The organism is Nocardioides sp., from assembly GCF_036503465.1.
GTDB lineage: Bacteria > Actinomycetota > Actinomycetes > Propionibacteriales > Nocardioidaceae > Nocardioides.
This window is the reverse complement of sequence record NZ_DASXWU010000029.1, coordinates 1-23,574: the sequence shown is the minus strand read 5'-3', so window position 1 is coordinate 23,574 and position 23,574 is coordinate 1. Positions and strand designations below refer to the sequence as shown.

23 protein-coding genes are annotated in these 23,574 nt (G+C 72.3%); 14 read left to right on the top strand and 9 right to left on the bottom strand.

Annotated elements, in window-relative coordinates; genetic code table 11:
- Together VGK78_RS04725 and VGK78_RS04720 are read left to right on the top strand one after the other, a co-directional pair.
- The coding region (locus VGK78_RS04725; protein WP_331526283.1) for a 6-phosphofructokinase at positions 1–604 on the top strand (604 nt) is incomplete at its 5' end.
- A 132-nt stretch (positions 605–736) separates the two neighbouring features.
- Positions 737–2,398 carry a hypothetical protein gene (locus VGK78_RS04720; RefSeq protein ID WP_331526282.1) on the top strand — a complete coding sequence of 554 codons (1,662 nt, stop codon included), beginning with the start codon at positions 737–739 and terminating at the stop codon, positions 2,396–2,398.
- Between the two features lie 38 nt (positions 2,399–2,436).
- Here the strand turns inward: VGK78_RS04720 and VGK78_RS04715 are convergent, their stop codons facing one another.
- The gene (locus tag VGK78_RS04715) at positions 2,437–3,369 is read right to left on the bottom strand and encodes an NADP-dependent oxidoreductase (RefSeq protein ID WP_331526281.1); all 933 of its coding nucleotides are present in this window, start codon (positions 3,367–3,369) and stop codon (positions 2,437–2,439) included.
- Between the two features lie 69 nt (positions 3,370–3,438).
- Here VGK78_RS04715 and VGK78_RS04710 point away from each other — a divergent pair, with 69 nt between their 5' ends.
- The 4 genes from VGK78_RS04710 to VGK78_RS04695 all read left to right on the top strand — a co-directional run bounded on the left by VGK78_RS04710 (position 3,439) and on the right by VGK78_RS04695 (position 9,130).
- Positions 3,439–5,196: a S53 family peptidase gene (locus VGK78_RS04710; RefSeq protein WP_331526280.1), complete on the top strand. Its 1,758-nt coding sequence runs from the start codon at positions 3,439–3,441 to the stop codon at positions 5,194–5,196.
- 73 nt (positions 5,197–5,269) lie between these two features.
- Positions 5,270–6,604 (top strand): class II 3-deoxy-7-phosphoheptulonate synthase, encoded by a 1,335-nt coding sequence (locus VGK78_RS04705; protein WP_331526279.1) that lies wholly within the window; start codon positions 5,270–5,272, stop codon positions 6,602–6,604.
- A 10-nt stretch (positions 6,605–6,614) separates the two neighbouring features.
- The gene (locus tag VGK78_RS04700) at positions 6,615–8,102 is read left to right on the top strand and encodes a glycosyltransferase family 39 protein (protein ID WP_331526277.1); all 1,488 of its coding nucleotides are present in this window, start codon (positions 6,615–6,617) and stop codon (positions 8,100–8,102) included.
- A 32-nt stretch (positions 8,103–8,134) separates the two neighbouring features.
- Complete coding sequence (locus VGK78_RS04695) at positions 8,135–9,130, top strand: GntG family PLP-dependent aldolase (protein WP_331526276.1); 996 nt, start codon at positions 8,135–8,137, stop codon at positions 9,128–9,130.
- A 138-nt stretch (positions 9,131–9,268) separates the two neighbouring features.
- Here VGK78_RS04695 and VGK78_RS04690 read toward each other — a convergent pair whose 3' ends face one another.
- From VGK78_RS04690 to pknB, 3 genes are read right to left on the bottom strand one after another with little or no spacing between them, the layout of a single operon-like run.
- Positions 9,269–10,255, bottom strand: coding sequence for an NADase-type glycan-binding domain-containing protein (locus VGK78_RS04690; RefSeq protein WP_331526275.1), 987 nt, complete (start codon positions 10,253–10,255; stop codon positions 9,269–9,271).
- Positions 10,256–10,306: 51 nt separating this feature from the next.
- The gene (locus VGK78_RS04685; RefSeq protein ID WP_331526274.1) at positions 10,307–11,200 is read right to left on the bottom strand and encodes a DMT family transporter; all 894 of its coding nucleotides are present in this window, start codon (positions 11,198–11,200) and stop codon (positions 10,307–10,309) included.
- A gap of 56 nt (positions 11,201–11,256) precedes the next feature.
- Complete coding sequence (pknB, locus tag VGK78_RS04680; protein ID WP_331526273.1) at positions 11,257–13,269, bottom strand: Stk1 family PASTA domain-containing Ser/Thr kinase; 2,013 nt, start codon at positions 13,267–13,269, stop codon at positions 11,257–11,259.
- Between the two features lie 111 nt (positions 13,270–13,380).
- Here pknB and VGK78_RS04675 point away from each other — a divergent pair, with 111 nt between their 5' ends.
- The 3 genes from VGK78_RS04675 to VGK78_RS04665 are packed head-to-tail and all read left to right on the top strand — an operon-like array spanning position 13,381 to position 14,589.
- Positions 13,381–13,749: an Rv2175c family DNA-binding protein gene (locus VGK78_RS04675; RefSeq protein ID WP_331526272.1), complete on the top strand. Its 369-nt coding sequence runs from the start codon at positions 13,381–13,383 to the stop codon at positions 13,747–13,749.
- Complete coding sequence (locus VGK78_RS04670; RefSeq protein ID WP_331526271.1) at positions 13,727–14,158, top strand: ribonuclease domain-containing protein; 432 nt, start codon at positions 13,727–13,729, stop codon at positions 14,156–14,158. Before VGK78_RS04675 ends, VGK78_RS04670 begins: the two co-directional genes overlap by 23 nt.
- Positions 14,155–14,589 (top strand): barstar family protein, encoded by a 435-nt coding sequence (locus VGK78_RS04665; protein ID WP_331526269.1) that lies wholly within the window; start codon positions 14,155–14,157, stop codon positions 14,587–14,589. The genes VGK78_RS04670 and VGK78_RS04665 overlap by 4 nt, the downstream gene beginning before the upstream one ends.
- Positions 14,590–14,697: 108 nt before the next feature.
- Here the strand turns inward: VGK78_RS04665 and VGK78_RS04660 are convergent, their stop codons facing one another.
- The gene (locus tag VGK78_RS04660) at positions 14,698–15,780 is read right to left on the bottom strand and encodes a polyprenyl synthetase family protein (RefSeq protein WP_331526268.1); all 1,083 of its coding nucleotides are present in this window, start codon (positions 15,778–15,780) and stop codon (positions 14,698–14,700) included.
- Positions 15,781–15,857: 77 nt separating this feature from the next.
- Here VGK78_RS04660 and VGK78_RS04655 point away from each other — a divergent pair, with 77 nt between their 5' ends.
- Positions 15,858–16,739: a methylenetetrahydrofolate reductase gene (locus VGK78_RS04655; RefSeq protein ID WP_331526267.1), complete on the top strand. Its 882-nt coding sequence runs from the start codon at positions 15,858–15,860 to the stop codon at positions 16,737–16,739.
- Positions 16,740–16,970: 231 nt separating this feature from the next.
- On the opposite strand, the gene VGK78_RS04650 is transcribed toward VGK78_RS04655, so the two are convergent.
- From VGK78_RS04650 to VGK78_RS04635, 4 genes are read right to left on the bottom strand one after another with little or no spacing between them, the layout of a single operon-like run.
- Positions 16,971–18,278, bottom strand: a complete 1,308-nt coding sequence (locus VGK78_RS04650) for a phytoene desaturase family protein (protein ID WP_331526266.1) — start codon at positions 18,276–18,278, stop codon at positions 16,971–16,973.
- 14 nt (positions 18,279–18,292) lie between these two features.
- Positions 18,293–18,883, bottom strand: coding sequence for a DUF4126 domain-containing protein (locus tag VGK78_RS04645; RefSeq protein WP_331526265.1), 591 nt, complete (start codon positions 18,881–18,883; stop codon positions 18,293–18,295).
- Between the two features lie 4 nt (positions 18,884–18,887).
- Positions 18,888–19,247, bottom strand: coding sequence for an arsenate reductase (locus VGK78_RS04640; RefSeq protein ID WP_331526263.1), 360 nt, complete (start codon positions 19,245–19,247; stop codon positions 18,888–18,890).
- The gene (locus tag VGK78_RS04635; protein ID WP_331526262.1) at positions 19,247–19,726 is read right to left on the bottom strand and encodes a YbaK/EbsC family protein; all 480 of its coding nucleotides are present in this window, start codon (positions 19,724–19,726) and stop codon (positions 19,247–19,249) included. Before VGK78_RS04635 ends, VGK78_RS04640 begins: the two co-directional genes overlap by 1 nt.
- A gap of 76 nt (positions 19,727–19,802) precedes the next feature.
- Between VGK78_RS04635 and VGK78_RS04630 the strand changes: the two genes are divergently transcribed.
- The 4 genes from VGK78_RS04630 to VGK78_RS04615 form a co-directional block, all read left to right on the top strand.
- Positions 19,803–20,423 carry a hypothetical protein gene (locus tag VGK78_RS04630; RefSeq protein WP_331526261.1) on the top strand — a complete coding sequence of 207 codons (621 nt, stop codon included), beginning with the start codon at positions 19,803–19,805 and terminating at the stop codon, positions 20,421–20,423.
- A gap of 212 nt (positions 20,424–20,635) precedes the next feature.
- On the top strand, positions 20,636–21,019 hold the full coding sequence (locus VGK78_RS04625; RefSeq protein ID WP_331526259.1) for a DUF6504 family protein: 384 nt from the start codon (positions 20,636–20,638) through the stop codon (positions 21,017–21,019).
- A gap of 11 nt (positions 21,020–21,030) precedes the next feature.
- Positions 21,031–21,507 (top strand): SAV_6107 family HEPN domain-containing protein, encoded by a 477-nt coding sequence (locus VGK78_RS04620; protein ID WP_331526258.1) that lies wholly within the window; start codon positions 21,031–21,033, stop codon positions 21,505–21,507.
- A gap of 7 nt (positions 21,508–21,514) precedes the next feature.
- On the top strand, positions 21,515–23,574 hold a 2,060-nt coding region (locus tag VGK78_RS04615; RefSeq protein WP_331526257.1), incomplete at its 3' end, for a PHP domain-containing protein.

The following is a 23,574-nucleotide window of genomic DNA, read 5'->3' as shown; positions in this document are numbered from 1 at the left end:
CGTGAACATCGCCAGCGAGGCCATCGACCGGCTCCACACCACCGCCGAGTCGCACCACCGTGCGCTGGTCGTCGAGGTGATGGGCCGGCACGCCGGCTGGATCGCCCTGCACGCCGGGATGTCCGGTGGTGCGAACGTCGTACTGATCCCCGAGGTGCCGTTCGACATCGACGAGGTCTGTGACCTGGTCAAGAAGCGCTTCGAGACACAGTACTCGCCGATCATCGTCGTGGCCGAGGGCGCGGTGCCGCGCGAGGGCGGCGACATGTCGTTGGTCTCAGGGGAGAAGGACGCGTTCGGGCACGTCCGGCTCGGCGGCATCGGCGACCGGGTCGCCGCCGAGATAGAGCAGCGCACCGGCGCCGAGGCGCGGGCCGTGGTGCTCGGCCACGTCCAACGCGGCGGCACTCCCACGGCGTTCGACCGCTGGCTGGCCACCCGCTTCGGCCTGCACGCCGTCGACGCGGTCGCCGACCGCGACTTCGGGAAGATGGTCGCCCTGCGCGGCACCGACATCGTCCGCGTCCCTCTCATCGAGGGCACCGGCGAGTTGAAGCTGGTCTCCGCCGAGGAGTACGCCGAGGCCCAGGTCTTCTTCGGCTGACAGTCACGCCTCAGCCAAGCTCGCCGATCGCGATGCGATAGTGCGCTCATGCCCTCTGTAGCCGGACGAGGTCGCAGGAGCAGGTCCTCCTGGATCGCGGCGATATCGGGGGCATGCATCCTCGGCTGGGCGGTGCCGGCACTGCTGATGCTGGACAAGGGCTTCGCGGTCCAGGACGAGGGCACCTACGTCACCTCGTACCGTTTCTGGAGCTCCAATCCATACTTCGCCCCGGGCTCGCAGTACGTCTACGGACCGATATTCGAAGCGCTGGACGAAAGCATCCCGCTGCTCCGGCTGCTCCGGCTGCTGATGGTGGTCGGCGTCAACGCGTGGTTCGCGCGCTGCTTCGTGGCCTGGCTCGAACGAGAGCGCTCCGGCCTTCTGCCCGCCTCGCGGACCGCGCTGCTCCTGCTGATCACGGCTGCAGGAGGCATGTCGTATCTCTGGGCGCCGCTGACACCTGGTTACTACGACCTCACTGCGGACTGCTGCCTTGCCTTGACTGCCCTGTTTCTCATGACGCTTGCTCGAGCACCGCGGCAACCGGCCTGGATACCGGTGCTGAGCGGGTTCGTCGGCGTGACTCTGATCGTGACGAAGCTGACGGCGTTCCCCGCGTTGGTGCTCATGGTCGGCGCCGCCCTGTGGTGCGTGTTCCGCACCTCCCGGAACGAAGGCATCCGATACCTCGCCTACCTCGTCGTCGGCGTCGTCGTTGCCGTGCTCTCGATGCAGTTGTTCCTGATTCCGGTCGGGCGGTGGGTGTCGATCACGACGAAGGTGTCGGCGTACACCGCTTCCGGTGACCACAGCTTCCTGTACCTGGCGGGCCAGAACCTGGCCAGCGCGGCGTCCTTGGGGCTCGCCGCGGCGGTCATCGGACTTCCCCTCCTGGTTGGCTTTCTCGGCGCACGTGCAGCGGCGCGACGCGGCGGCGGGACCACGGCTCGTTGGTGCCTGCTCGGCGGTGCGGGAGTCACGGTCGTCCTTCCGTTCCTGTTGGGATGGCACGGCGGGTCCGTCAGCGGCCGCGCCGTGGTCGGGGTCGCGCTGGCGGGTCTCGTGATGGCCGCGCTGGCAGCTCTCGTGCGTCCGCCGGGAGCGACGGCCGGCGGTCTGGCGGCTCGTCTCCTCGCCACCGTGCTGCTTCTCGTTCCGCTCCTCCAGGCAGCGGGCACGAATGTGCCCGTGCTGTACGTCGCCGGTGAATGCCTCGCGATGTGGGTGGCTCTGGTGCTCAGCCTGGTCACTCGTTCAGGCGTCACCCCCGTGGCGCGCACCGCCGTTCTGGTCGATCTCATGGTCCTCGTGGTCGCGACGGCAATGATCTCGGGCACCACGACGCTGATGTCGCCGTTCAAGACGACATCCCTCCCACATGACACTGTGGGCGTCTCGGAACTCGGTGTCCGCGTTGCTCCGACGACGGCGGGCGAGTACCGCGCCCTCGTGACGGCCTTGACGCCCTACGTCGTGCGGGGATCCACCCCGATGATCACGCTTGATCAGCTCACCGGGTTCACGTACCTCCTCGGAGGCGTACCCGCCGGGTCGACGTGGACCGACGCGGCCAGCGCGACCCGCACGGCGGACATCCTGGAGCTCGCCTGCACCAACGGCGACGTCTCGAGGGCGCGGCAGCCGGTGCTGATCCTCGACCGGGCCATGGATCCCTCAGTGATTCACGCGATGAACACGTGCGGGTTCGACTTCCCGCAGGGATATCGCCGACTCCACGTGCCCTCGGGGCCGCCGGACATCCGCGTGTACGTTCCACGCGCTGCGTCCTGATCAGGCTTCGACGCGGCCATGCCCGTGGTCGGGTCCACTCACGGCAGCAGGACGAGCTTGCCGCTGGTGTGACCGGTGGCGATCTGGCGGTGGGCCTCGGCTGCGTCGTCGAGGGGGTACGTCGAGGCCACGAAGACCCGGAGCTGCTCTGTGCCGGCCAGGCGGGCCAGCTCGGCCCGGGCCGCGTCGCGGATGTCCGTGCCCGGGTCCGCACCCGGACCGCCGCCGAGCAGCTTGACGCCCTCCTGCGGACCGCGGGCGAAGTTCGCGATCGTGACGATCCGCGACCTGTCGGCGACAAGTGCCAACGACACGTCCATGGCCTCGTCGGTGCCGACGAGATCGATCGCCGCGTCTACGCCGTCGGGGGCCATTCCGCGAACGCGGTCCTCGAGGCCGTCGCCATAGACGACCGGCTCGGCGCCGAGCTCACGCAACAGGTCGTGGTTGCCAGGGCTCGCGGTCGCGATCACCCGGGCGCCACGCAGCCGGGCCAGCTGCACCGCGGACAGCCCGACGCCACCGGCGGCGCCGTGCATGAGCACGGTGTCCCTCTCCTCGACGCCGGTCGCCACCAGGGTGTGCCACGCGGTCGCCCCGGTCAGCATCAGTCCGCCGGCCTCGGCCCACCCGAGAGAGGCGGGCTTGGGAGTCAGCGCGCTCTGGCTCACCACCAAGTCGCTGGCGTACGCACCCTGAGTGCGGAACACGATCACCTCGTCGCCGACCGCGTGACCGACGTCCGGGCCGACCGCGGTCACGGTGCCGGCCGCCTCGTAGCCCAGCATCAGTGGGAGCTGGGCAGGGTCGCCAGGGCCTCGGTAGCGCTTCACGTCCGCGGGGTTCACCCCGGCGGCTCTCACCGACACCAGTACCTCGCCGGATCCGGGACCACCGGGCGAGAACTCCACGACCTCGAGATTCTCCGGCCCGCCGAACCCGGTGGCGACGACTCGTCTCGATGCACTCATGACCCGCGCAACCCTGCCACGGACCCCAACATTCCGTGACCAGCCAACCGCCTCGTCGTTGGACCAGGCGTGAACAGCAACCCGGGTCGACGCCTGCTCGCGGTCACGGCCGCGGCATCCCTGGCGGCCATCGGCCTCACCGCGCCCACCGGCCCTGCGGCTGCCTCTTCGGCCCTCGACGGGTGGGTCGCGACGCACACCAAGGCCTTCGACGCGACGAAGCTGGGCGCGACCCGGCTCGCGACGTCTACGCCGGACAGCCGGGTTCTTCACCTCGCCGTCGCGTTGAAGCCGAGGCACGAAGCGGCCGAGAACCGGGCGCTGCGGGCGATGTACACGCCCGGCAGCGCGTCGTACCACCACTTCCTGACGGCGCGGCAGTGGAACGCCCGCTACGCCCCGTCGGGCTCCCGGGTCTCGGCGGTGCGTCAGTACCTCGCCGCCCGCGGCATGCGGGACATCCAGGTCACCGGCAACCGCCAGCTCGTCACCGCCGCGGCGACGGCGGCACAGGCGGAGCGCGCGTTCCGCACCTCGCTGGCGCAGTTCCGGCTCGATGGGCAGCGGTTCACCGCCAACACGACCGTGGCGCGGGTGCCCCAGCGGCTGGCCGGCACCGTCCAGGCGGTGCTCGGGCTGACCACGCTCCGGCTGCCGACGCCGCACCCGATCGCGCACGACGCGAACGCCGGCAGCCCGCATCCGTTCGTCCTGCTCCCGCCCGAGAAGTTCCGACGCACCTACCACGTCGGTGACACCCCGTCCGGGCGGCGTACGTCGATCGCCGTGTTCGCCCAGGGCAGCATGCGGCACGTCGTCAACGACCTGCGCACCGCTGAGCGGAGGTACCACCTGCCCCGCGTGCCCGTCACCCGGATCGAGGTCGGGAGGCAGAGCGGCGACACGTCCGGGCTGGAGGAGTGGGACATGGACACCCAGACCTCCACGGCGATGGCGCTGCACGTGCGACGCCTGTACCTCTACACCGTCGCCCGGCTGACCGACTCCGACGTGGTGCACGCATTCGCCCGTTTCGTCTCCGACGACAAGGCGCGGGCGATGTCGGCCAGCATCGGGGGCTGCGACGTCACCGCCGCGCTCGACGGGACACTGACCACGACCGACCGCATCCTGCGCCAGGGCGCGATGCAGGGGCAGACCTTGTTCGCGTCCTCGGGCGACAACGGCTCGGGCTGCGCCTTCGCGGCCGCGGTCGGCGCGCCGACCGAGCCGCCGGGCACCAACTGGCCCGCATCGTCGACGTACACCACCGCGGTCGGGGGCACCAGCCTGGTGGTCGACAAGGCGGGTCGCCGAGCCCAGGACCCGGTCACGGGTACGCCGCTCGAGCTCGGCTGGGCCGGTTCCGGAGGGGGCATCAGCGAGGTCGCGGGACCCGGCTGGTGGACGAAGGACTCCGACCCGGCGTACGACGTGCAGGACCTGAGCGGCGGACGTGCCGTGCCCGACATCGCCCTCGACGCCGACCCGAACGTCGCCACCGCGGCCGCGGTCTGGGTCAAGGGACACAAGGAGGGCATCGGCGGCACCAGCCTCTCCTCGCCGCTGATGCTCGGCGGCTGGGCCAGGCTCGAGACCAGCCACCACAACCGGCTCGGCATGGCCGCGATCGGCCTGTACCGGCTGTACGCCAGGGCCAACCCGGCCGTCGCCCCCGGCGTGCCCGACCCCGCACCCTCACCGGTCCGCGGCTTCATCGACATCGTGCTCGGCGCCAACGGCCACTACCTCGACGCGCCGGGGTACGACGAGGTCACCGGTCTCGGCGCCCCGGACTTCGCCGTCCTCGACCACCGGCTCCACTGACCGCCCTCCTCCGGCCCGTCCGGATGACGTCGGCGGTGCCGGAGTGCCGAAGGTCGGGCCGTACCCTTACCCAGTGACCATCCCCGACCTGGCGACGCTGCACGCGCTCGAGCCGCCGCAGCAGCCGGCGTACCCGGACGCCGTCGCCGTCGACGCGGCGGTCGCGCGGCTGCGCACGCTGCCGCCGCTGGTGTTCGCCGGTGAGTGCGACGAGCTGAAGGCCAAGCTCGGTGAGGTCGCGCACGGGCGGGCGTTCCTGCTCCAGGGCGGCGACTGCGCCGAGACCTTCGCCGGCGCCACGGCCGACAACGTCCGCAACAAGCTGCGCGTGCTGCTGCAGATGGCGGTCGTGCTGACCTACGCCGCGTCGGTGCCGGTGGTGAAGCTCGGCCGGCTGGCGGGGCAGTACGCCAAGCCGCGCTCCTCCGACCTCGAGACCCGCGAGGGCGTCACACTCCCGGCGTACCGCGGCGACGCCGTCAACGGCTTCGACTTCACCCCCGAGGTGCGGATCCCGGACCCGACCCGGCTGATCGACGCCTACCACTCGAGCGCCTCGACGCTGAACCTGGTCAGGGCGTTCGTCACCGGCGGGTACGCCGACCTGCGCCAGGTGCACACCTGGAACACCGACTTCGTCTCGAACTCCCCGGTGGGCAAGCGCTACGAGAAGCTGGCCGACGAGATCGACAAGGCGATGCGGTTCATGGCCGCCATCGGCGCGGACCCCGACGAGTTCCACCGGGTCGACTTCCACACCTGTCATGAGGCGCTGATCCTCGAGTACGAGCACGCGCTGACCCGGATCGACAGCCGCACCGGCACGCCGTACGACGTGTCCGGCCACTTCGTCTGGATCGGTGAGCGCACCAACGACCTCGACGGCGCGCACGTCGCGCTGCTGAGCCAGGTGCGCAACCCCATCGGGGTCAAGGTCGGCCCGCGCACGACCGCCGACGACCTGATCGCGCTGGCCGGCCGGCTCAACCCCGACAACGAGGCCGGACGGCTCACCTTCATCACCCGCCTGGGGGCCGGTCGGATCACCGACGCCCTGCCGCCCCTGGTCGAGAAGGTCACCGCAGCCGGGCTCGAGGTCGCCTGGGTGTGCGACCCGATGCACGGGAACACCTTCGAGACGTCGACCGGCTACAAGACGCGCCGGTTCGAGGACGTGATCCGCGAGGTCCAGGGCTTCTTCGACGTGCACCGCTCGCTCGGCACCTGGCCCGGCGGCATCCACGTCGAGCTCACCGGCGACGACGTGACGGAGTGCGTCGGCGGCGGCGAGGAGGTCGCGGAGCTCGACCTCGCCACCCGCTACGAGTCGGTCTGCGACCCGCGCCTGAACCGCGTGCAGTCGCTGGAGCTGGCTTTTCTGGTCGCGCAGATGCTGCGTACCGCGTAGACACTCCTGGGTGGCCCCTTCGACAGGCTCAGGACAGCGCTCGACGAGCCCCACCGAGGTGGACGCGGCAACGGCAGCTCCTCCCGCGATCGCGTGGCGGCGGGTGCTGCCGCCGGTGGCCGTGAGCGTCGTGCTGCTCAGCGTGTTCAGCAACGGCTACGGCTTCGATCGGGACGAGCTCTACTTCGGGATGCTCAAGCCGGCCTGGGGGTACGTCGACCAGCCGCCGCTGACACCGCTGCTCGCGCACGCACTCGCCTCGGTGTACGACGGCGGCCCGTGGCTGCTGCGAGTGCCGGCGACGCTGTGCGGGGCGGGCTGCGTCCTGGTCACCGCACTCCTCGCGCGGGAGCTCGGCGGCGAGGCGAGGGCCCAGGCCTGGACCGCGTGGGGGATGACCACGACCTCCGCGGTGCTGCTCTTCGGGCACGTCCTGCTCACCTCGGCCCCGGACCTGGTCGCGTGGGGACTGATCTGCCTGTGCGCGCTGCGCGCCGAGCTGCGGGTCGAGCCCCGCTGGTGGCTGGTCGCGGGCGCCATCGCCGGGCTCGCGACGTACAACAAGCTGCTCGTGGTGCTGCTGCTCGCGGGCATCGCGATCGGCCTGCTGCTGGTCGGCCCGCGGCGACGCCTGGTATCGCCGTACCTCTGGGGCGGCGCCCTGCTCACGCTCGTGATCGGGCTGCCGAACGTGGTCTACCAGCTCACCCACGACCTGCCGCAGCTGAAGATGGGCCAGGCGCTCTCCGACAACAACGGCGGCGACGTGCGCGTCAGCATGTGGTACCTGCTCATCGTCCTGCTCGGGCCGCCGCTGGCGGTGCTGTGGGTGATCGGGCTGCGGGCCCTGTGGCGCGACGAGCGGGCGCGGTTCTTCGTCGTCGTGTTCATGGTGGTGGTGCTGTTCACGTTCGTGTCCGGCGCGCAGCCGCACTACCCGGTCTTCATCCTACCGGTGCCGTTCACCGCCGGCGTGGTCGCGATGGAACGCCACTTGGGCCGCGTGTGGCGAGCCCTGTTCGCGGTGAACGCCGCCGTCTCCGCGGTGATCGCGCTGCCGATCATCCCGGTCGGGACGGTCGGCAGCACTCCGGTCCCGGGCATCAACCTGCTCGCCCAGGACTCGATCGGCTGGCCGGCGTACGTCCGGCAGATGACCGCGCCGTACGACGAGCTGGCCGACCACGAGCACGCCGTCGTCGTCACCTCCAACTACGGCGAGGCCGGCTCCATCCACCACTACCGCCCGGACGTGCCCGTCTTCAGCGCCCAGAACGCGCTGCACGACCAGGCCCGGCCACCCGACGCCACGACCACCGTCGTCTTCGTCGGCGGGCAGCTGCCGGAGGCGCGCAGCCTCTTCACCTGCCATGTCGTCGGCCGCCTCGACAACGGCGTCGACGTCGACAACGAGGAGCAGGGCGAGCCGGTCGCGGTCTGCACCGACCCGCGGGCGTCCTGGCCACGCATCTGGGACCGGTTGCACCACCTCGACTGAGCGCCATCTCGCCTCGTCGCTAGCGTGGCGGCGTGACCATCGACCTGCGCTCCGACACCCTCACGCGTCCGACCGACGCGATGCGGAAGGCGATGGCGGAGGCCGAGGTCGGCGACGATGTGTACGGCGAGGACCCGAGCGTGATCGCCCTGCAGGAGCGGGTCGCGGCGATGTTCGGCAAGGAGGACGCGCTGTTCACGCCGACCGGCTCGATGGCCAACGTGCTCGCCGTGGCGTCGCTCGTCCAGCCGGGGCAGGAGGTGCTCTGCGAGGCGTCGGCGCACATCGCGCGTGCCGAGCTCGGAGCCCACGGTGCGTTGACCGGGCTGACGATGCGCACCTGGCGCGCGCCGCGGGGCCAGATCGACCAGGTCGCGGTCGAGGCGATGTTCGCCCCGGACATGGGGCCGTTATTCGTCCGCACCGCCGCGGTCTCGGTCGAGAACACCCACAACTTCGCCGGTGGTGCCGTGCTGCCACTGGACTCCCTCGAGTCGCTACGCACGTGGGCGACCTCGGTCGGCGTCGGCGTCCACCTCGACGGCGCGCGGATCTGGAACGCGCACGTGGCCACCGGCGTCCCGCTCGCGTCGTACGGCGCGTGCGTGGACGTGGTGTCAGTGTGCCTGTCGAAGGGGCTCGGGGCGCCGGTCGGCTCGCTGGTCGTGGGGACTGCCGATGCGATCGCCGAGGCGCGGGTCCGGCGCAAGCGGATGGGCGGCGGCATGCGCCAGGTCGGCATCCTCGCCGCGGCCGGTCTGCACGCCCTCGACGCCCACGTCGACCGGCTGGCCGACGACCATGCCAACGCCAAGCTCCTGGCCGAAGCCTGCGGCGTGGACCCGGCCTCCGTGGAGACCAACATCGTGGTGGTGCCGCGCGACGACGCCGGCGAGTTCGTCGCCGGCGCCCGGGAGGGTGGGGTGCTGATCTCGCCGGTCGGTCCGCGGGCGGTGCGGCTCGTCACCCACCTCGACGTCAGCCGCGAGGATGCCGAGACGGCTGCGAAGGTGCTGTCCAGGCTCTGACGCGACCGCCTTGCCGGGTCGTCCGCCTGACGGGAACCCCCAACTGCCGTTCAGGCGGACGACCCAGGGGGCTTGTCGGGTCGTCCGCCTGACGGGAACTCCCAACTGCCGCTCAGGCGGACGAGCCGACAGATGCCGTCAGCCGGTGCGGCCGAGCAGCAGCACCTCGCTGATCGCGGTCTCGTCGCGTGCGGCGCGGCCCTTGCCCGGCGGAGACACGGAGGTGATCCGCAGCGTCACCGTGCTGGTCGTCACCGGCTTGATCGCGGTCTGCTGCATCCCTCGGTTGTTGCCGAAGCTCTGGGTGACGCTGCTGCCGTCGTCGAAGACCCACGCGACGGAGAGGACGCGCCGGTTGCCCTTGTACCAGTCATAGGCGCGGCCGTGGGAGTAGGCGATCTTGGAGTAGCCGTTGACGAGCCCGACCCGGGTCAGCCGCGTCGGCTGGTCCAGCCGGAAGGTGAGCTCGGTGCCGGTCGCGTCGCCCGGGGTGCGCCAGCAGGTGTCGTTGCGGCCGTCGACCAGGTTGGACGCCTCGTAGGTCACCGTCCGACCGTCGAAGTCCACACCCGCGGGTGCGTGGGTGGGGGCCGAGGCCTGCGCGAAGCCCGCGACGTTCGTCGGAGGTCCCTGCACCTGGATGGAGGGGGACGACGCCGTGGGCGAGGGCGGCTCCGAGCTCGTGGGCGAGCTGGGGGAACGCTGGGTCTCGGGCACCAGCTGGGGCGACGACGAGGGGTCGTCGCCTCCGCCGCCACCGTGGAGCAGGAGGAAGCCGCCGAGCACCAGCACCACGACCATGGCCGCCGCCAACCCGATCCAGACCCCCGGCCCCATCCCGGGCCGTGGCCGGCTCGGGTCCGGGGCGAGGTACGCCGGGGGCTCCTGTGCCCGGTGCACCGTCGGCGACCTGGTCCCGGACGAGGGCGCCGGCGAGGACGACGACGAGGACGCGACGTACGCCGGCGCCGGCACGTCGTAGACCCGCTCGGCGGTGTCGGTGGGCGACGTCCAGACCCGTGGGTTGGTCGGCTCGGTGCCGAGCTCAGCTCCGCAGTTGGTGCAGAACCGTCCGTCGGTCGCCGGGGTGCCGCAGTGGGCGCACCGCTCCGTCTGGCCGTTCATGGCCGTCAATCTAAGTCGAAATCGCCGCCCGACCCCAGCCCGGAGGCCCGCTCAGACGGTGAGGTGGGTGACCTCGGCCTCGACCTTCCGCCGCGGCGCGAGCTCGGCGAGCAGCATCGCCGCCAGCACCAGGAGGCCGCCGAAGATCATCCGGACCGTCGCGCTCTCCCCGCCGAACAGCACGGCGAACAGCGCCGCGAAGACCGGCTCCGTGCTCATGATGATCGCGGCCCGGGTGGCCGGGAGGTGGGCCTGGGCCCAGGTCTGACCGATCATCGCGCCAGCGGCCGCGAAGACCGCCATGTAGAGGACGCTGGCCCAGTCGGCGGCCCGGTGGGGGAGCACCAAGCCGTTGGGGGCGGTGCAGACCAGGCAGATCACGGAGATCACGATCAGCTGGACGATCGCCATCCCGAGCGTCTGCCGGGCGTCCGACCAGGCGCCCAGACCGACGATGTGGAGCGCGTAGAGCATCGCCGCCACGAAGATCAGCGCCTCGCCGTACCCGATCGAGAAGCCGCCCAGGGTGAGCACGCCGAGGCCGGCCATCGCGAGCACGACCGCGACCCAGGTGAGGGCGCCGATCCGCGACCGCAGGATCAGCGCCGCGAACACCGGCGTCGCCACGACGTACATCCCGGTGATGAAGCCGGAGATGCTGGCCGGGGTCTTCGCCAGCCCGGCGGTCTGCAGGATCTGGGCGACGCCGTACAGGCAGCCGAGCACGACCGCGTGCCGCCGCGACTCGCGGGTCAGCCGGCCCAGCGCCTTCGGGGCAAGCAGGACCAGGGTGGCGCTGGCGATCGAGAAGCGGACCGCCAGGAAGTCGAGCGTCGGGATGCGCGTGAGCAGGTCGTGGATCAGGAAGAACGTCGACCCCCAGCACGCCGTGACCGCCAGGAGCGCCGCCGTGGCGAGCAGCGTCAACCGGCGGGAGTCGGGCACCACGGCACGCTATCCGGTACGACGGACAGCGCCGCGTCGGTGTCCCGAACGGGTCGTCAGACGATCTTCAGGACGACCGTGCTGCCCTTGCGCGCCATCGAGCCCGGGCTGGGGTTCGAGCTCGCGACGTACCCGAGACCGAGATAGATGTCGGAGTGCACGACCTCCACCTGGAAGTGCAGCGCCTCGAGCTCGGCGGTCGCGGACTGGACGCCCTGGGCCCGGAGGTCACCGGGGATCTGCACCATCTCGGGGCCCTTCGACACCGTCAGCGAGACGGTGTCGCCCTTGTACAGCACCTGGCCGACGGGGCTCTGGCTGATCACGCGGCCCTCGGGGACGGTGTCGGAGTACTCCTGGTCGCTGGTGTCGACGTTGAGTCCCTGGGCCTGCATGACGCGCAGTGCCCGGTCGGCGCGCTTGCCGGTCCAGTCGCGGACCTGGATCGGGCGGGGTCCACGGCTCACGACCAGGTCGACCTGGAAGCCCCGCGGCTCGCGGCGGCCCGCCGCCGGATCGCTGCCGAGGACCATGCCCTTGGGCGCTGAGTCGTCGTACCGGAAGATCGACCGGCCGTAGCCCAGGTGCTGCTTCAGCAGGGCGTCCTGTGCCTGGTCGACCGTCATCCGGGCGACCTTCGGCACGGCGTACCGCTCCTTGCCGAGCGACATGGTCAGGGTGACCGTGCCGTGGTCGAGCACGCGGGAACCCGGCGCCGGGTCGGTCTTGAGGACGAGACCCTTGGCGACGTCCTCGGAGTACGCCGGCCGGCCGATCGCGACGTCGAGGCCGTTGTGGTCGAGCTTCGCGGTCGCGGCCTTCTGGGTGAGGCCGATGACGCCGGGGGTAGCGGTGTAGCGGGCCCAGCCGAACCAGTACGCACCGATGCCGGCGGCCAGCGCGATCGCCAGGGCGACGGCGAGCAGTACCGGACCGCGCCGCGACCGCCGAGGACCTCTGGCGGCCGGCCTGACGTGGACGGGCGGCTCGTTCGGGGGTACGGCGAGAGGTTGCGGCTCGAAGGCTGCCGGGCGAGGAGCCGGCACCGGCTCGGTAGGTCCGGGCGGGTCGGCGATCGGGAGGATCTCGAAGGCGTTGGTCTCGTCGGTGACCGGCTCCGGCTTCGGCGCCGGCGGAGCGAGGTCGGCGGTGAGCTCCTGGTCGTCCCAGATGCCGCCGGCGACGGCCTGGGAGACCCGGTGGATCTGGTGGAGGAGCACGCCGGCGTCGGCCGGCCGCTGGGCACGGTCGCGGGCGGTGGCACGGGCGACGAGGGCGTCGACGTACGCCGGGAGCCCGGGCGCGAGCCGCGACGGTGGCGGGACGTCCTCGTGGACGTGCTTGTAGGCGACCGCGATCGGGGACTCGCCGGCGTGCGGCTTCTCGCCGGTGAGCAGCTCGTAGAGGACGACGCCCGCGGCGTACACGTCGGCGCGTGCGTCGCTGGTGCCGTCGGCGACGAGCTCGGGCGCGAGGTAGGAGACGGTGCCGATGATGACGCCGCCGGTGGCGGTGTGCTGGGTGTCGGCGCTGACCGCCTTGGCGAGCCCGAAGTCGGCGACCTTGACCCGGCCGTCATCGGCGATCAGGACGTTCTCGGGCTTGATGTCGCGGTGGATCAGGCCTGACCGGTGCGCGGCGGCGAGGGCGGAGACGATCGGCTCCATGATCGCCAGGGCCCTGGCCGGCTGCATGGGCGCCTCGTCGCGGATCACGTCGCGCAGGGTGTGGCCCGCGACCAACTCCATGACCAGGTAGAGGGTGCCGCCCTCGAGCTCGGGGTCGTCGCCCTGGTCGAAGACGTTCACGACGTGGGGGTGGCTGAGGCGGGCGGCCGCGCGGGCCTCGCGCTTGAACCGCTCGGCGAACGCCGCGTCGTCGCCGAGGCCGTGGTGCATGATCTTGACCGCGCAGGTGCGGTCGAGGCGGGTGTCGACGGCCTGGTACACACTGGCCATGCCGCCGCGGGCGATGCGGCGACCGATCCGGTAGCGACCGTCGAGGAGGTGGCCGGTCACGGGGTCGACGACGGTGGCGCCGCCCCCGTGGACGCGCGTGCCTGTCTCCACGTCGACCCTCCGTACGCCCGGTCGGGGAAGTGACCCGGCCCGCCCATCCTACGGATCGCCCTGGCGAGACCACATTCATCGCGTACCGGCGCGCCGTGACACAGTGGCCCCATGACGTCGCTGGCCGATGCGGACCTCTCGGAGCTCGTCGAGGACTGGATGGACTGGGGCGAGGCCGCACGCCGGCTCGGCGTGACCGAGGCCAAGGTGCGCACCATGATCAAGGACCACGAGCTCGCCGGCGCCGTACCGGCACCGGGCGCGTCGCCGGGCGTCCCCGCGGCGTTCGTCGACGACGAGGGCCTTGTGGTGAAGGGGCTGCCCGGGCTGCTCACCGTGCTGCACGACGGCGGGTACGACGACCGCGAGTGCATCGCCTGGCTGTTCACCGACGCCGACCTCCCGGGCCGGCCGATCGACGCGCTCCGCGAGAACCGCGGCTCCGAGGTCAAGCGGCGTGCGCAGGCCATGGGCGTCTGAGCCCACGCCGGCCCGCGGTCGCCTGTGGATCGGCCTGGTCGCGGTCCTGGCGCTCGCGCTGCTGACCTGGGCCCTCAACGAGCAGGGCGGGTTCTCCGGTGGTGGACGCGCCGGTCAGGCCGACCCGACCGAGCTGCCCCGGGTCGCGCTCGCCCAGCTGCCGCCCGAGGCGGCGTACACCGTCGGCCTGATCCGTGCCGGCGGACCCTTCCCGTACGACCGCGACGGCGTCGTATTCGAGAACCGCGAGGGGTTGCTCCCGGCCGAGCCCTCGGGCTATTACCACGAGTACACCGTGCCCACCCCGGGCGCGAGCGACCGTGGCGCCCGGCGCATCATCGAGGGCTCCGGGGGACAGCTGTACTGGACCGACGACCACTATCGAAGCTTCGAGAGGATCTCTCCATGAGCGGACTGGCCGGACTGCTGGCGCATCACGTCGAGCCGGGGATCTACCGGTGGCACGGGCACTTCCCGGCCTCGGACGTGCGCCACACCGTCGAGCATGCCGGCTGGAAGTTCGCCGAGGTCGACGGCTGGCACCACACCACCAAGGCCGAGTTCCTCGAGGCGATCGGACGGTCGCTGCACTTCCCCGACTACTACGGCCAGAACTTCGACGCGCTCGCCGACTGCCTCGGCGACGTCACCGCCGGCGACAGCGAGGGCTGGGTGCTGCTGTGGGACGGCTGGGGCCCGCTCGCCCGCGAGGACCAGCGCGCCTTCTCCGTCGCGCTCTCGGTGCTGGGTGGCCGGGTGAACGCCGACAAGGGCGGCCGCTTCGCCGTACTCCTCCGCGGCGACGGACCGGACGTCCCGGGCGTCCCGTCCCTGGACTAGGGTCTGCAGGTTTCCCCGGTGAACCGGGGAACCATGACGTTATCGGCCGAAACTTCCACCCAGAACGTCAGCGTTCCCCGGTTCACCGGGGAACGCTGACATGCGCCCTCAGACCACCCGCACGGTGACAGCGGTGGCCAGCTCGAGGAGTACGTCGCGGGCTCGCGGATCGAGGTCGGCGCGGGCGAGGGCATCGGTCGCCCGGGCGGCGAGCTCGGCGATCACCTGCTCGACCTGCTCGTGGGCTCCGGAGGAGTCGATGATGCGGCGCAGCCCGGCGACGTCGTCGGCCGGCAGGGGAGTGCCGAGCGCGGCGTCGAGCCGGGCCGCGTCGGCCGCGGAGGCGCCGTCCAGCGCCAGGGCCACCAGCACCGTCCGCTTGCCCTCGACCAGGTCGTCCCCGGCGGGCTTCCCGGTGGCCGACGGGTCGCCGAAGACCCCGAGCAGGTCGTCGCGCAGCTGGAACGCCTCGCCCAGCGGCAGCCCGAAGGCGCTCAGGTCGCGCAGCTGAGCAGCCGAAGCGCCGGCGAGGGTGGCGCCGATGTGGAGGGGCCGCTCGATGGAGTACTTCGCGGACTTGTACCTCAGCACGGTCATCGCCGCGTCCACGTCGGCGGTGCCCCGCGCCTGCACCGACACGTCGAGGAACTGCCCCGTGATCACCTCCGACCGACACCGGTCGAACACATCGAGGGCGGCCACCACCCGGTCGAGCGGGAGCCCGCACCGGCGGAGCATCTCGTCGGACCAGCTCAGCAGCAGGTCGCCGAGCAGGATCGCCGCGGAGGCGCCGTACTGCTCCGCATCGCCGCTCCAACTGTCGCGTCGGTGCTCGGCCGCGAAGCCGCGGTGCGTCGCCGGCCGACCGCGCCGCGTGTCGGATGCGTCCATGTAGTCGTCGTGCACCAGCGCGCTGGCGTGCAGCAGCTCCAGGGATGCACAGGCCCGCACGAGGGCGGCGTCGTCGGCTTCGTCGTACGCCGAGCCCGCCACCGCGTGGAAGCCCCAGAAGCAGAAGGCCGCCCGGAACCGCTTCCCTCCGGAGACCACCGCTCGCGCCTCCGCGAGCAGCCGGGCGGCGTCGTCGCCGACGTCGCCGAGCCGCTCGGCCTGCTCGTCGAGGAACTCGTCCAGGGCCCGCTGCACCCGATCGCGGAACCCGGCCTGGTCCCACGCGGCTGTGTCGGTCACGGGGGCGAGCCTAGGAGGCGACATCGAGGATCGGACGAGAGCCCGGTCACACGGCCCGGCTCCCTAGACTCGGCGCCATGCCCGACCACTCGGCCATCGGACAGCTCCTGCGCAGCGGGGAGCGCTCGTTCTCCTTCGAGTTCTTCCCGCCGAAGGACGCCGAGGGCGAGGAGGTGCTCTGGCGCTCGATCAACCAGCTCGAGCCACTCCGTCCCACCTTCGTCTCGGTGACGTACGGCGCGGGCGGCAGCACCCGCGAACGCACCGTCGCCATCACCCGGCGGATCGCCGAGGAGACCTCGATGCTGCCGATGGCCCACCTGACCTGCGTCGGCCACTCCATCGGCGAGCTCACCGCGATCGTCGACGACCTCCGCCGGGCCGGCATCCACAACGTCCTGGCGCTGCGGGGCGACCCGCCCGGCGGGCCCGGGACTCCGTGGGAGTCCACCCCGGGCGGTCTCGAGTACGCCTCGGAGCTGGTCTCCTTCCTCCAGGACCACGGCTTCTCCGTCGGGGTTGCGGCGTTCCCCGAGGGCCACCGCGACGCCTCGAGCCTCGAGCACGACGCGCAGGTGCTGAAGGCGAAGTACGACGCGGGCGCGGAGTTCGCGATCACCGAGATGGTGCTCCGCGCGGCCGACTACCAGGGCTTGGTACGCCGTGCGGCCGAGGTCGGCGCAGAGTTCCCGATCGTCCCGGGGATCATGCCGATCCTGAATCTGAACTCCATGCGGACGATGGTCCGGCTCTCCGGCCGGGAGATGCCGCAGGAGACCCTCGACCGGATCCTGCCCCTCGAGGACGACGCGGTCGCGCTGCGGGCCGAAGGCATCCGGATCGCCACCGAGCTCTGTGAGGAGTTGCTCGCCGCCGGGGCGCCGGGCCTGCACTTCTACACCCTCAACCGGTCCAAGGCGACCCGCGAGATCTTCGCCGCCCTGAAGCTGACCGTCTGAGCGCCTGGCCGCAGGGAGCGGTGAGCTGAGATCGGTTTGGTTGGCCTCGGTGGGTCCTGGCTCACCGTTCCGTGTCGCGGGCTGGGGTGTGCTGCGGGGCAGCGGTGAGTTGGGATCGGTTGGGTCGCGCTCGACGGGTCCTCGCTCACCGCTGCCTGCGCGCCGGACGCCGGGCCGTTCGCGGGGAGCGGTGAGCTGGGATCGGTTCGGTCGCGCTCGACGGGTCCTCGCTCACCGCTGCCCGCGCGCGCCGGACGCTGGGCCGACCACTTGCGCGACCAGAGCCGCCGAAAGGCCGACGTACGGCAGCCCCGATCCCGGCGCGGCGTGGGAGCCGGCGGCGTAGACACCGGCGATCGGGGTCCGCGGCCCGAGCCGCTGCCGCACCGTCCCGCGGCTCTCCCAGAGCACGCCGAGCGGCGACCCGCCCCATCGCTCCACCAGGTCGCGCGGCGAGAGGTCGGCACGGCTCACCACCTGGTCAGGGCCGATCACGCCGTGCCGGGCCAGCACCGCGACCGGGTCCTCACCCTGCTTGCCCGGGCACTGGACCGTCCACGCGTGGTGGCCGGCCGGCGCGCGACCCCGCGTGCGCACCACCAGACCCGGGTCGCTGTGCACCACCAGCTCGTGGGGCAGGTCGCGTACTTCGCCCCGGAGCCCGAGGTACGTCATGGCCGCCGGGATCGCCGGCATCGTGCGCCGCACCGACTCCGCCAGAGCCGGAAGCCGCCGGGGGTCGACCGCGCACACGACCACCTCGGCGTCGAGCTCACCGACGGTGGTAGCGACTGCGGCCGCTCGCCCGTCGCGCACCACGATGTCGCGCGCCGCACCGTGCACCACGTCGACCTGGCGCGTCTCGAGCCGCCGGACCAGCGCCGCAAGCAGTGCCCCGGTGCCACCCGTGAACGCCCACGCGCCGAATCGTTGTTCGAGGTACGCCGTGAGGCCGGCCCAGGCGGGCACGTTGCGAAGGTCGTGCCGATCGGCGGCGAAGGGATGTGCCGCGACGAGCCGAAGTCGCTCGTCACGCAACCGACGGAGCCGTTTGTGCAGCGTCTCGCGGGACTCGAACCGGGCGGCGAGGTCAGGGGACAGGTGGTCGGGATCCCAGGGCACCTCGGCGTATCCCCGCCGGATCACGTCCCAGTCGTCCGCGTACGCCGCGACGTGGTCCACCCACCGGGTGCCGAGCCCCGCGCCGAGCGCCTCGAAGGCGTCGTGCTGGTCGCTCCGACCCGCGTGCAGCACCACGGAGGTGCCGTCCTCGAACCAGTGCTCGCGCAGGCAGTCGAGCTGCACGAGGTCCAGCTCCTTCTCGAGCGGACGGCCGGTCTTCCGGAACAGGTCGCGGACGACCGCGGGCACCAGCGTGTACGTCGCAGCGTCCCAGGCGAAGTCGTCCTGGGTGAACGGGACCAGTGCGCCGCCGAGATCGCGCTCCTCGACCAGCGTCACGTCGTGGCCGAGCTTGGCCAGCCGCAGCGCGGAGGCGAGACCACCGAACCCGCCGCCGATCACCACCACCCGGGCCATGCGGGCACCCTATTTCAGGCCGGGTCGGGGACCCGGTCGCGCCCCTTCCAGCGTCGCCAGCCACGCCGTACCGCCTTGGCCAGGAAGTACAGCAGCACGAGTCCGGCCGCCAGCAGCACACCCGCGATCGCTGCGGCGGCTCGCGGGTGCTCGATCGCGAACCACACCACGCCCAGCACCGCGGCGTCCTCGGTGAGACTGGCGCCGATGTTGGTGACCGGCTCGGGGGAGGAGTTGATGGCCAGCCGGGCGCCCGCCTTCACCGCGTGGGAGAGCAGCGCGCTGCCGCCGCCCACGACGGCTGCCACCGCTCCGTTCAGCGAGTCGGCCTGGCCGGCCAGGAGTACGCCGACGACGGCGCCGGCGGTCGGTCGGATCGCGGTCGAGACGGCGTCCCACGTGGAGTCGACGTACGGGATCTTGTCGGCGACGAACTCCATCGCGTACAGGAACGCGGCGACCCCGAGGACGTCCCACCGCTGGAGGACGTTCGGCACCTGCTCGGTGTCGTGGACCCGGTCGGCGACACCGAGGACCAGGACGACGAGATAGCAGTTGAGGCCGCTCGCCCAGCCGCTGGAGAAGACGAACGCCAGAGCGCTCACGGCTTCAGCCGGTCTCGTGCTCGATCGCGAGGGTCACCGACGCCGGGTCGCGCGCGATCACAGTCGTGCCGTCTGAGGCGGTGATGATCGGTCGCTGGATCGCGCGCGGACGGGCGGCGAGGCCGTCGAGCCAGTCGCCGCGGTGCTCGGCGTCGCGCGGGAACGTGAGCCCCTCCTCGGCCGCCTCCTTGGCGCGGGCGACGTCCCACGGCTCGAGTCCGAGCCTGGCCAGCACGGCCTCGAGCTCGGCTCGCGTCGGTGGCTCGTCGAGGTAGCGGCGGATCGTGTAGTCGACACCGGCCGCGTCGAGGTCGGCGACCGCGGTGCGGCACTTGCTGCAGGCCGGGTTGAACCAGACCTCCATCAGTCGACCTCGACCTCGGTGGCGCCGGTCATCGCCAGCAGCTCGTCGTACGTCGTGGAGAAGACGGCCGCGGGGTGGCCCGCTGCCGCCCAGATCTCGTCGTACCGGCGCAGTGCGACGTCGAGGTACGTCGGGACCGGCGCCGGGTGGCCCAGGGGCGAGACCCCGCCGATCACGTTCCCGGTGTGGTGCCGGACGAAGTCCGGGCTGGCCCGCTTCAGGGCCGGTACGCCGATCCGGTCGGCGGTCGCGGTCGTGTCGACGCGGTGCGAGCCGGAGGTCAGGATCAGCACCGGCTGCTCACCGGCGTCGAACAGCAGGCTGTTGGCGATCGCTCCGACCTCGCAGCCCAGCGCCTCCGCCGCGAGCACGGCGGTGTGCACGCTGTCCGGCAGGATCACGACGCGGCCTGCGCCGCCCGCGGCGGAGTGCGCCTCCTTGAAACGGGTCACGGCGGCAGGCTCCGGAGCTGCACTCATGCGACGACCCTAGACGAGGTGGTCCGGCCGCTCGTGAGACGATCCGGGGATCACTCGCCGAGCCGGAGGGACGGACGTGGATCGGCCCACGGACACCGATACGGGCACCGATGCGGGCACTGCTACGGGCACCGGGACCGTGCCGCGGTCGGTGGACCTCGCGATCCGCGCTGCCTGGAGCCTGGTCGGCGTGCTCGGCCTGACCGTCGCCGTGATGGCGGTGTTCAACGACCAGGTGGTCGGCGCCTGGGCCGATCACCACGAGGGTGCCCGCGAGGCGTTCGACCAGGGCGGTCGCCTCGGTCTGGAGCGGGCCGGTTTCGCGACGCCGTCGTTCCTGCCGGTCGCGGCGACCATGATCGTGGTCGGCGCGATGATCGTCTGGGTGCTCGCGTCGTTCCTCCGCCGTGGGTACCGGTGGGGACAGCTCGGTCTGTTCGCGACGGTGCTCGGCTGTGTGTACGCCAGCATCGCCCTCGGGTTCGTGCTCGGCCCGCCTCCCGTCTTCGTCGCCGTGGCGGTGCTCTCGTTGCTGGTCGAGGGCGTGACCGTGGTGTGCCTGTGGCACCCCGACACCCGAGCCCACGTGCGCGGACCCTGGGTCGGCGGCCCAGGCCCGGGCGCGGGCGCGGCGTCGGCCGGCTCTTTCGTGGCGGCGGAGGAGCCCACCGAGGGACCGGTGTCCCACTCCGGCTGACCGGGCCTTCCGCGCGCTCCGCGCGGTCGCTTCTCCACAACCTCTCCGGACACCTGGCGCGATGTCGGAGCTGCGGTGTACCGTTCGAGGTGTTCGAACATCTGTTCGACCATCCGGCTCCGGGGCGGGCGACCTCGACCCCCGCTCGCACCGGGCCGGATTCACCGGGGTCGACCGAGCGCGCGGTGACGTGACGAGGCGAGGGGAGCGGCATGAGGCGGTACGACGACCCGGTCGAGACCCGGATGGGTCTGGTGTCGGGGATGGAGGGTCCCGAGCAGTTCCTGTGGCGGGGCCGGCTGTGGAAGGTCCGGGCGGTGATCGCCCACTGGGTGGAGACCGGGCCGTGGTGGCAGTCCGGCGGGGCGCGGGCGGTGATCGGCTCCGACGAGCCGGTCGCGGGCACGACCCGCACCGGGGCTGCGGATCTCCTGGGGGAGCGCGAGCTGTGGCGGGTCGAGGCCGGCCGAGGCGCCACGACCGCCGGTGGCGGGGGAGACGGTGCCGTTGACGGTGCCGGTGAGGGCGGCGGGGTCTTCGACCTCGCCTTCGACTGGAGCGACGGGCGCTGGGCGCTCGTCGGCTGCGCGGACTGAAGGGGAGCCCGATGCCCACCAGCGCACCCGCCGGCCCGTTCTCCCTGCCGGCCACCACCCACTCCTACCTCGCCCGCGCAGCCGAGTCGCTGCGCGACGCGGTGGTCGCCCGCGATGTGCCGACCCGGTACGCCTGTGCTCACGTCGCTGCCCTCCGCGCCGCCGCGGCGCTGCTCGCCGCCCGGGCCCGGCCGGCGCCTGCGCGGGGTCGCCGCCGCCCGCAGAAGAACGCCTGGGTCCTGCTCGCCGAGGTCGCGCCCGAGCTGGCCGAGTGGGCGACGTTCTTCGCCGCCGGTGCCGCGAAGCGGGCCGCCGCCGAAGCCGGCTCGACCCGGGCGGTGACCGAGCGCGAGGCCGACGACCTGGTCCGCGACGCCGACCGGTTCCTGGCCGTGGTCGAGCAGGCACTGGGGCTCATGCCACACGCCGCGTCGCCGCAGCTGTGCGTCGTCGCGAGCACTCCCGTCCGAGCGGCCCGGGCCGGCTAGCCCCGCGATGGACCCCTTCGTCCACCTGCACGTGGCGTCGGGCTACTCCCGGCAGTACGGCGCCTCCCATCCGCACGTGCTCGTCGAGCGCGCCGCCGAGCACGAGATGGACACCCTCGCGCTCACCGACCGCGACGGCACCTACGGCGCGGTCAAGCACGCCCTGGCCTGCCGGGCCGCCGGCATCCGGCCGGTGCTGGGCGTCGACCTCGCGGTCCGGCCGCTCGCAGCGTCATACGGACAGAGCCATAGAGGGCTCCCTCCGTATGACGTCCCGGGCAAGCCACGTACGCCGGTCCGCGGCGGCGCGTTCCGCGACGACCGTCTGGTGCCGCGGGTGACCTTCCTGGCCGACGCCAGCCACACCGGCGGCCGGGCGGGATGGGCGGCGGTGTGCCGGCTGATCTCGGCGGTCCAGCTCGCCGGCGAGCGCGGTGCCCCCGTGGCCGACCTGTCCGTGCTCGCACCCTGGCTCGAGGGCGGCGACGTCGTGGTGCTGCTCGGCCCGGCCTCCGAGGTCGGCGCGGCCATGGCGCGCCGCCGCGACGACCTGGGCCGGGCCGCCCTGGCGCCGTGGCGCGAGGTGGTCCCGGCCGAGAACCTCCTCGTCGAGCTGGTCTCCCACCGGCTGCCCCAGGGGCGCGGCGCCGTCTGGGGTCCCGGCACCACGCCCCACGCCGCCCGGATGGCCGGCTTCGCCCGCAGCGTCGGGCTCGGCACGGTGCTCACCAACGCGGTGCGGTACGCCGACCGTCGCGACGCCCCGGTCGTCGACGTCCTCGACGCGGCGCGACGGCTGGTCGCCCTCGACCGGCGTCATGTCGACCGGGCCAACGCCGAGGGCTTCCTCAAGTCCGGCAAGCAGATGCTCGAGGTGGCCGAGGAGATCGCGCGGCTGTCGGGGCTGGGCGAGACCGAGCGGGAGGCCCACCGGCTGTTGGCACAGACCAGGCAGGTCGCCGACCGCTGCGCCCTCGACCCGCGGGCCGACCTCGGGCTGGGCGAGGTGCATCTCCCTGAGCTGGAGCTCGCGCGTGACCCGAGCTTGCTCGGGGCACGCGATGACGAGCGAAGGTTGCGGAGCGTCGGCTCACACGCGACGAAGTCGCGGGCGAGCGACGCGTCTCGAAACCCAGTGTGGGGTAGTGGGGGATCTCCCGATGCTCTGCTCCGGGCGCGCTGCGAGGGGGCGATCGGCCGGCGCTACGGCAACGCACCCCGGCAGCGCATCTGGAAGCGGCTCGACGACGAGCTGGAGATGATCCGCGGCCTGGGCTACGCGTCGTACTTCCTGACCGTCGGCGACGTCACCGACCTGATCCGCGAGATGGGGGTGCGCTGCGCCGGCCGGGGGTCCGGTGCCGGGAGCCTGGTCAACTACCTGCTCGGCATCTCGGGGGTCGACCCGATCCGCCACGGCCTGCTGATGGAGCGGTTCCTCTCGCCGCTGCGGGGCTCGCTGCCCGACATCGACATCGACGTCGAGTCCGCCCGGAGGGAGGACATCTACCGCGCGATCCTCGACCGCTACGGCGGCGAGCGCTGCGTGTGCGTCTCGATGATGGACACCTACCGCGTCCGCCACGCCGTCCGCGACGTCGGGGCCGCGCTCGGGATGCCGCCGGGCGAGACCGACGCGATCGCCAAGGCCTTCCCCCACATCCGGGCCCGTGACGCCCGGATGGCGATGCGCGACCTGCCCGAGCTGCGCGCGGCCGGGCTCGACGACGAGCGCCTCGACCTGTTCTTCGACCTCGTCGAGCGGCTCGACGGGCTGCCGCGCCACATCGCCGTCCACCCGTGCGGGGTGCTGCTCTCCGACGCGACCCTGCTCGACCGCACGCCGGTCGAGGCCAGCTTCGTCGGGTTCCCGATGAGCCAGTTCGACAAGGACGACGTCGAGGACCTCGGGCTGCTCAAGCTCGACGTGCTCGGCATCCGGATGCAGTCCTCGATGGCCCACGCCGTCGACCTGGTCCGGCGCACCGACGGCGTCGAGATCGACCTCGACGACGAGGAGCAGGTGCCGTTCGACGACCCGGCGACGTTCCACATGATCAGCCAGGC

Excerpts from the sequence above, each read along its gene's own strand:
- VGK78_RS04665 (WP_331526269.1), top strand. The coding sequence starts at position 14,155 with ATGAGCGGACTGGCCGGACTGCTGGCGCATCACGTCGAGCCGGGGATC.
- VGK78_RS04655 (WP_331526267.1), top strand. The coding sequence starts at position 15,858 with ATGCCCGACCACTCGGCCATCGGACAGCTCCTGCGCAGCGGGGAGCGC.
- VGK78_RS04650 (WP_331526266.1), bottom strand. The coding sequence starts at position 18,278 with ATGGCCCGGGTGGTGGTGATCGGCGGCGGGTTCGGTGGTCTCGCCTCC.
- VGK78_RS04620 (WP_331526258.1), top strand. The coding sequence starts at position 21,031 with ATGCCCACCAGCGCACCCGCCGGCCCGTTCTCCCTGCCGGCCACCACC.
- VGK78_RS04715 (WP_331526281.1), bottom strand. The coding sequence starts at position 3,369 with ATGAGTGCATCGAGACGAGTCGTCGCCACCGGGTTCGGCGGGCCGGAG.
- VGK78_RS04635 (WP_331526262.1), bottom strand. The coding sequence starts at position 19,726 with ATGAGTGCAGCTCCGGAGCCTGCCGCCGTGACCCGTTTCAAGGAGGCG.
- VGK78_RS04690 (WP_331526275.1), bottom strand. The coding sequence starts at position 10,255 with ATGAACGGCCAGACGGAGCGGTGCGCCCACTGCGGCACCCCGGCGACC.
- VGK78_RS04640 (WP_331526263.1), bottom strand. The coding sequence starts at position 19,247 with ATGGAGGTCTGGTTCAACCCGGCCTGCAGCAAGTGCCGCACCGCGGTC.
- VGK78_RS04625 (WP_331526259.1), top strand. The coding sequence starts at position 20,636 with ATGAGGCGGTACGACGACCCGGTCGAGACCCGGATGGGTCTGGTGTCG.
- VGK78_RS04675 (WP_331526272.1), top strand. The coding sequence starts at position 13,381 with ATGACGTCGCTGGCCGATGCGGACCTCTCGGAGCTCGTCGAGGACTGG.